A 7,560-nucleotide genomic window follows, 5' to 3' on the forward strand; every position below is an offset into this window, starting at 1 on the left:
AGCGCGCCGGCGTCGATGCGCTTACCATGGCCGATTGCTCGCTCGGCATCACGCGCATGAACAATCTCGCGCTCGGTTATCTCGTTAAGCAAAAAGTCGATATTCCGCTCATCATTCATCTTGCCTGCCGCGACCGCAATCTCGTGGGGCTGCAATCGGAATTGATGGGCCTGCATGCGCTCGGCATTCACACGGTGCTGGCATTGACCGGCGATCCCGCCAAATTCGGCGATCAGCCCGGCGCCACTTCCGTGTTTGATCTGAATTCCTTTGGCCTGGTTGAAATGATCAAGCGCATGAATCAAGGCATTGCATTTTCCGGGCGCGCCATGAAACAAGGCGCGCGCTTCACCATCGGCGTGGCGTTCAATCCCAACGTCGAGCGCCTCGATACTCAGATTCGCCGCTTGCGCAAGAAAGTCGAGGCGGGCGCGGATTTTGTGATGACCCAGCCGATTTTCGATTGGCGTATGACCAAAGAGATTTACGACGCCACGCGCGAATTCGATATTCCCATCTTCATCGGCATCATGCCGTTGGTGAGCGGCCGTAACGCGGATTTTCTGCACAACGAAGTGCCGGGCATTCGCGTGCCGGAAAAAATCCGCAAACGGCTTTTTCGTTTTGAAGGCGAGCGCGCCCGGCGCGAAGGCGTCACCATCGCCGCCGAAATTCTCGAAAGCGTGTTGGATTATTTCAACGGCATCTATCTCATCACGCCATTTGTGCGCTATGAAATGTGTTTGGAGTTGGTGGAAAAATGCAGAGGGTTGGTGAGAAGAAGCAAGTAGGCAGGGGGCAAGAGGCAGGGGGCAAGAGGCAGGGGGCAAGAGGCAGGGGGCAAGAGGCAGGGGGCAAGAGGCAAGGGGCAAGAGGCAAGGGGCAAGAGGCAAGGGGCAAGAGGCAAGGGGCAAGGGGCAAGAGGCAAGAGGCAAGGAGCGGATATTCAATTCACCAATTCACAACGAGACAACCGTTAACCAATAACCAATCCGCACTCCGCAATCATCAATCCAAAATCAAATGGCGCGCATTCGATCGATAAAGCTCCGAATGCAGCGCCATTTTTATTTCAAAGAGAACGCTGGTTGCGTTATTTCTGCCCGTGGCTCGCCAGTTCGAACTCTCCCAGACCCTCCTCATCAACGAACTTAAACGTCCAGTTGAGCTTGCGATAATGCCAAAGTTGATACGGCTGAGCGGCTGCGGCGCGGGAATACAGCTCGATCTCATCCGGCGCGCCGTATTTGAGAAACGTCTGGCCGCGATCGGTTTGCCAGCCTTCCTTTGACCCGCTGAATTTTTCATTGGCAATTTCAAAACGCCGGTAAAACTCCGTCATGGCTTCGTTCTCAGCCGTGTCCGGACTCTTATCGCGCTTGCCCCAGAACGTGGACAACGCCTGGCGTTGCTCGGCGATGGCTGATATTAAAGCTTTTTCCAGGGCCAGTTTCTCCTCACCGGTGGCGACAGATTGCGCCACGCGCAACGCCTGCCCCAAATGAATGCCGGTGCTGGGAATACCGTCCCACGACACGCGCAAATTTGTGGAAACGGTTTTTTGGATGCCTGCGCTTTGCACCTCCATCACGATTTCATAGGATCCGTAGGGCAGCGTATCGGTCCAAATGGGCAGCACGACGTATTGTTTTCCGCCCTGGCGCGGCCATTCCCGCTGTTGATCGAGTAACTTTTCCTTTTGGCGATTCAAGATCGTTTGCCGCAAAACCACCGGCGCCTGCGGCACGTGGTTATAAATTTCAAAGTAAATGAATGCCTCGCGATTCGGCGCTGTGGTGTTTTCATAAAGTCCGGGACGGATCATCAGGCTGCGTTCGCCGCTTTGCACCGCTTGCTCGGCGAGAAAGGCCTCGCTGATTTCAAGCGGCCCAGCTGCTGCGGTGAAATCGCGCAGTTTTTTCGAATGAATCTTTTGCGAGGAAGATTTGCTCACCTGATCCGTCACCACGCACGTGACTTGATACTCGCCCGGCGGCAAGTCAAACGCGAAATCATGAAAGTTATAGGTACGCTTGGAATTCGTTTCTGCCAGGCTGTTGAGGTGAACACGTTCCGTCAGTTCATCGCGCGTGAGAGCTTGCCCGTCTTTATTGGACACGGTGAGCGCGATGACATAGTTCGCTTCATAGCCGCCGCTGACCGGCGCGAATTCCAGATCATCATAAATAATGCTGACAAACGCTTGCAACCGGCTTTGCGCCGTGTCGGCCGCGCCGAGATTATAAGTTTCGAAGCGAAAATCCGGCTGATCGGTGGCGGCAAAAATATAACCTTGCGCCTGCGCCGAGGCGAATGTGAGCAGCGAAAACAACAATGAAAAAGTGAAAGTCTTCAAGAGCCGACTCCTTCGGGTGAAAACGTCCTTATGCTTGAGGCGCGAGGGGTTTAAAGCGAGGCCATCAAACGTTGAGAGTACCACTGTGATAAATGTTTCATGTGTACGTTCAAAGAAAATGCCCTGCCGAAAGCGCAGCGAGAAATTTTATATTTCTCATATCCGAAATCTTGGTGACGCTTCTGCAATATTCGCACGACGCAAAAACATTTGATTCTGACGCAGGCTGAGCTTGCCGAAGCCCCCGCCATTGTTGTCGCCAGATTTTGCCTCTCCCTTTTGCCCTCCCGCACTCCTTCCGTTCTGTTGGTACAAACCTAACACTACAACTCCCAAACGCATCAGGGAAGATATAACGGGATTTTAGCCCACTTCAAAAACAGCCTAGACAGAAATGCTACTGTTGCCAGGTCGGCATTACACTCGGACAGCTTTGGATGGAGTAAGATAGATTTTCCCTGAACTTTCTTCATTCAACTTGAAATTTAAGCTCGAACTCACTGCTCAAGAAGGAATCTCTGCATGGCCAGGACGGAAGTGCAATACCAGAAAACTTCTGGAAAAAACGGCAAAATAGCCGCCCGATATATTTCGCTGCTTATCTCCAATGAAATAGAAAAACAGGTTGTCTCAAAATATCGTGTGACCAATCATGGCGAAGTTTTTACGCGCAAGCGGGAAGTCAACGCCATGCTCGATCTGGTTAAGCAGGAGACAGAACGCATTGAATCGCGTTTTCTGGAGCCTGCTTGTGGGACGGGGAATTTTCTGGCTGAAATTCTCGAACGCAAGCTGCGTGTCGTTACAGAACGCTACCGCAAAAGCCAGTTGGAATTTGAGCGCAATGCGGTGCTTGCTGTCTCCAGCATTTATGGCATCGATATTTTGCAGGATAACGTTGCAGAATGCCGCAAGCGCCTTTTTGGCATCTTTGAGCGCATTTACAGCAGCCTTTACAAAACAACAGCAAAAGACGAATGCCGGAATGCGGTCAAGTATATTCTGGAGCGCAATATTATCTGGGGTGATGCACTCACTCTCAAAACGGTGGACGATAACCCGCGGCCGATTGTTTTTTCCGAATGGTCACCGGTCAACGGCAGCATGCTCAAACGCCGCGATTTCACCTTCCATAATCTGCTCCATGAATCCATGAATGAGCCGCCCGTGATTTCGGATTTGGGTGAGGGCGTATTTATCCCGAGGCCGGAAAAGGAATATCCACTAATGCGCTTTCTGGAGATTGGCGATGTTGAACAGGCCTAACTATAACCCCGACATATTGAGCTGCCTGGCCAATTTGAGCAGTGACGAAGTCTTTACTCCGCCCAAGTTGGTCAATGAGATGCTTGATCTGCTGCCGCCGGAAATTTGGCGTGACCGAAGCGTGACTTTTCTCGATCCTGTGTGCAAAACCGGCGTGTTTCTGCGCGAGATTGCCAAGCGACTCGATGCCAGTTTGGAAAAGGAAATTCCAGAGCGGCAGCAACGCATTAATCACATTTTCGGGAAACAGCTATTTGGTATAGGCATAACCGAATTGACCGCTTTGCTGTCACGCCGTTCGGTTTATTGCTCCAAGACTGCCAACGGCAAATACTCGGTCTGCGAAACCTTTGACGACCCCAGGGGCAATATCCGCTTCGAAAGAACCGAGCACACTTGGATAAACGGGCGCTGCGCCTTCTGTGGAGCGAGCCAGCAGAAGTATGACAGAGGGGAGGAACTGGAAACGCACGCCTATCAATTCATTCATACCGATACACTCGAGGACTTTTTTGACATGAAATTTGATGTGATTGTCGGCAATCCGCCGTATCAGTTGAGCGATGGTGGAGATAGCAATGAAGATGCAAGAACAAGAGGCGGAGCAATTCCACTGTATCACAAATTTGTTCAGCAGGCAAAGAAACTAAATCCAAGATATTTAACCATGATCGTTCCTTCGAGATGGTTCGCAGGAGGTCGTGGCTTAGACGAATTCAGAGATGAAATGCTAAATGATAGAAGAATAAGAAGGCTGGTTGATTATCCAGTTTCTTCTGAATGTTTTCCAGGGGTCGAAATTAAAGGTGGAGTTTGCTATTTCTTGTGGGACAGGGATAATAAGGGTGACTGTGAAATAAAAACGCTTAGAGGTAAAAGCGTGTCTGTCATGAAACGCCCTTTATTAGAAAAGGGTAGTAATGTTTTTGTCCGATATAACGAATCTATTTAGATATTAAGAAAAGTTCTTTCTAAAGAAGAGGAATCTTTTAGCCAGCATGTGAGCACTCAAAAACCATTTGGCTTTAGAACGTTCTTCAATGGTAACCCCAACCCGTTCAAAAATAGCATCAAAATCTACACAAACAGCGGCGTTGGCTACGTGCAAAAAGATGCGGTAACGCAGAACGAAGACTGGATTGAACAACATAAAGTTTATATCTCAATGGCTTATGGTGCAGGGGAGGATTTTCCACATCAGATAATAAACAAACCATTTTATGGTGAACCCAACTCCTGTTGTACAGAAACTTATCTTGTGATCGGCCCATATTCTTCAGAAAAAAAGGCCAGAAGTGTGATCAGCTACATCCAAACACGATTTTTCAGATTCTTTGTTTTGCTTAGAAAGAATACACAGCACGCAGCAAGAGGTGTTTATGCGTTTGTACCCATGCAAGATTTCAGCGAGACTTGGACCGACGAAAAACTCTACAAGAAATACGGATTAACCAACGACGAAATCGCCTTTATAGAATCTATGGTTCGCCCGATGGAGGCAAGCGATGAGTAAAGAATTTTTCCCGTCGCGACCAGATTCCAAGCCCGTCATCTACGCCTATGAAGACACCAACCCGCAATATGAAGGTTTACTGAAAGTCGGCTACACCACCCTCGATGTGCAGACGCGCGTGGCGCAACAGTACCCAATATTGCGTCCAGGCAAGCCGCCCTACCGCATCGTGCTGGAAGAAACGGCCATGCGCAATGACGGCACTTCGTTTACTGATCATGAAGTACACCGTTGGTTGCGTCAGCAAGGTGTCAACAACCCCGAAGGCGAGTGGTTTGCCTGCCCTGTAAGTAAAGTGAAGGCGGCAGTGAATGCCGTGCGTGAAAGGAAGCTGAACGAGGAGAGCCGCGCGCTCAATTTCACCATGCGCCCCGAGCAGGCCGAAGCGGTGGAAAAGACTGCGGCCTATTTTAAACAGGCGCAAAGGGAAGACCCGGACAAGACACCACATTTTCTGTGGAACGCCAAGATGCGCTTTGGCAAAACCTTCGCCGCTTATCAACTCGCTAAAAAGATGGGCTGGCGCAGGGTGCTGGTAATGACTTTCAAACCGGCAGTGCAAGATGCCTGGGAATCCGACTTGAAACAGCATGTTGATTTCGAAGGCTGGCAATTCATTTCGCGCGATGGTCTAACCTATGACAAGGCCGAGGAGAGTAAGCCTTTTGTTTGTTTCGGCTCATTTCTGGATTATATGGGCAGGAACCCCAGCACGGGAGGGATAAAAACCAAAAACGAATGGGTTCACAAAACCAAATGGGACTGTGTTATTCTCGACGAATACCATTACGGGGCCTGGCGCGAAAATGCCAAAGAGCTATTCGAAGCGGAAGACAAAAAAGAAATTGAGTTCGGCGAGGGTGTTGGCCTGAAAGACTTTGACGAAGAGATTATGCCGATCAGAACCAATGCCTATCTTTATCTGTCCGGTACGCCGTTTCGCGCCATTGCCTCGGGCGAGTTCATCGAAGAGCAAATTTTTAACTGGACTTATTCCGATGAACAGCGGGCCAAGCAAAACTGGTCAGGCGAGAGCAATCCATACGCCTGTTTGCCGCGCATGGTGCTCATGACATATCAATTGCCCGACGCAATACGAGAAATTGCAATGCAAGGCGAGTTCGACGAATTCGATTTGAATGTATTTTTCTCGGCACAGGGAAACGATGAAGACGCGAAATTCAAGTACGAGAACGAAGTACAGAAGTGGCTGGATTTGATTCGTGGCGCTTTCCAGCCCGCCAACATCGACAACCTGAAGCTGGGCGCGAAGAAACCGCCTCTGCCGTTTTCAGATGTCCGTTTGTTGAATGTGCTTTCGCATACGTTCTGGTTCCTGCCCAGCGTCGCTTCCTGTTATGCCATGCGCAATTTGCTAGCGCAAAAGCAAAACAGCTTTTATCGAGATTATCAAGTCGTTGTGGCGGCAGGCAGCAGTGCGGGAATTGGAGCAGACGCTTTGCCGCCTGTGCTGAAGGCCATGAGCGATCCTCTGAAAACGAAGACGATCACATTGTCTTGTGGCAAGCTAACTACAGGGGTTACGGTCAGGCCGTGGACGGGCATCTTCATGCTGCGCAATTCTTCCAGTCCGGAAACCTACTTTCAGGCCGCTTTTCGCGTTCAGTCGCCATGGACGGTGAAGAATCCGGACGGGAATGCGCCAAACCATGAGCAGATCATCAAAGAAGAATGCTATGTTTTTGATTTCGCGCCGGAGCGGGCTTTGCGGCAGATTGCGGATTACAGTTGCCGTTTGAATGTCGAGGAGTCGAACCCCGAAAAAAAAGTTGAGGAGTTTATCAATTTTTTGCCCGTGCTGGCCTATGACGGCAGCTCTATGAAGCAAATCGACGCGGCGAGGATTCTGGACATCGCCATGAGCGGAACTTCCGCAACCCTGCTGGCGCGGCGCTGGGAAAGCGCTTTGCTGGTGAATGTGGACAATGGGACCTTGCAGCGGCTGATGAACAACGAAGCGGCCATGAAGGCGCTGATGAGCATCGAAGGATTCCGTAACCTGAATCAGGAGATCGAGACGATCATCAACAAATCGGAGGCGGTTAAGAAAGCGCGAAAGGAGAAAAACGACGAAGAACTCACGCCGAAAGAGAAAAAAGAACTGACGCAAGAAGAAAAAGAATACAAGAGCATGCGCAAGCAGATTCAGGAAAAGTTAATCAAATTTGCCACTCGCATCCCACTGTTCATGTATTTGACCGATTACCGTGAACGAAGCCTTCGGGATGTCATCACGCAGTTGGAGCCGGGGCTGTTCAAGAGAGTCACCGGTTTGGGCGTTAAGGATTTTGAAGTACTGGTCAGCCTTGGTGTCTTCAACAGCGCATTAATGAATGACGCCGTTTACAAGTTCAAACGTTACGAAGACGCCAGCCTGACATATTTGGACATCAATAAACACGAG

General features: G+C 50.1%; 5 protein-coding genes and 1 pseudogene. 4 read left to right on the forward strand and 2 right to left on the reverse strand.

Going from position 1 to position 7,560, the window contains the following annotated elements:
- Nucleotides 1-791, forward strand: a 791-nt coding sequence (locus tag FBQ85_23090; GenBank protein ID MDL1878030.1) for a bifunctional homocysteine S-methyltransferase/methylenetetrahydrofolate reductase, incomplete at its 5' end; no start/stop codon positions are given.
- Here the strand turns inward: FBQ85_23090 and FBQ85_23095 are convergent.
- Both FBQ85_23095 and FBQ85_23100 read right to left on the reverse strand, forming a co-directional pair.
- Complete coding sequence (locus FBQ85_23095) at nt 715-921, reverse strand: hypothetical protein (GenBank protein MDL1878031.1); 207 nt, start codon at nt 919-921, stop codon at nt 715-717. The two genes, FBQ85_23090 and FBQ85_23095, sit on opposite strands and share 77 nt — an antisense overlap.
- Nucleotides 922-1,093: 172 nt before the next feature.
- Nucleotides 1,094-2,356 (reverse strand): GWxTD domain-containing protein, encoded by a 1,263-nt coding sequence (locus tag FBQ85_23100; protein MDL1878032.1) that lies wholly within the window; start codon nt 2,354-2,356, stop codon nt 1,094-1,096.
- Between the two features lie 612 nt (nt 2,357-2,968).
- Here FBQ85_23100 and FBQ85_23105 point away from each other — a divergent pair.
- From FBQ85_23105 to FBQ85_23115, 3 genes and pseudogenes are all read left to right on the forward strand, one after another.
- Nucleotides 2,969-3,622: an SAM-dependent DNA methyltransferase gene (locus FBQ85_23105; protein MDL1878033.1), complete on the forward strand. Its 654-nt coding sequence runs from the start codon at nt 2,969-2,971 to the stop codon at nt 3,620-3,622.
- Nucleotides 3,606-5,135: pseudogene (locus tag FBQ85_23110) on the forward strand (restriction endonuclease). Before FBQ85_23105 ends, FBQ85_23110 begins: the two are co-directional and overlap by 17 nt.
- A partial coding sequence (locus FBQ85_23115; protein ID MDL1878034.1) for a restriction endonuclease occupies nt 5,128-7,560 on the forward strand: 2,433 nt, incomplete at its 3' end. The pseudogene FBQ85_23110 and the gene FBQ85_23115, both read left to right, overlap by 8 nt.

This window comes from Cytophagia bacterium CHB2 (assembly GCA_030263535.1).
Classification (GTDB): domain Bacteria; phylum Zhuqueibacterota; class Zhuqueibacteria; order Zhuqueibacterales; family Zhuqueibacteraceae; genus Coneutiohabitans.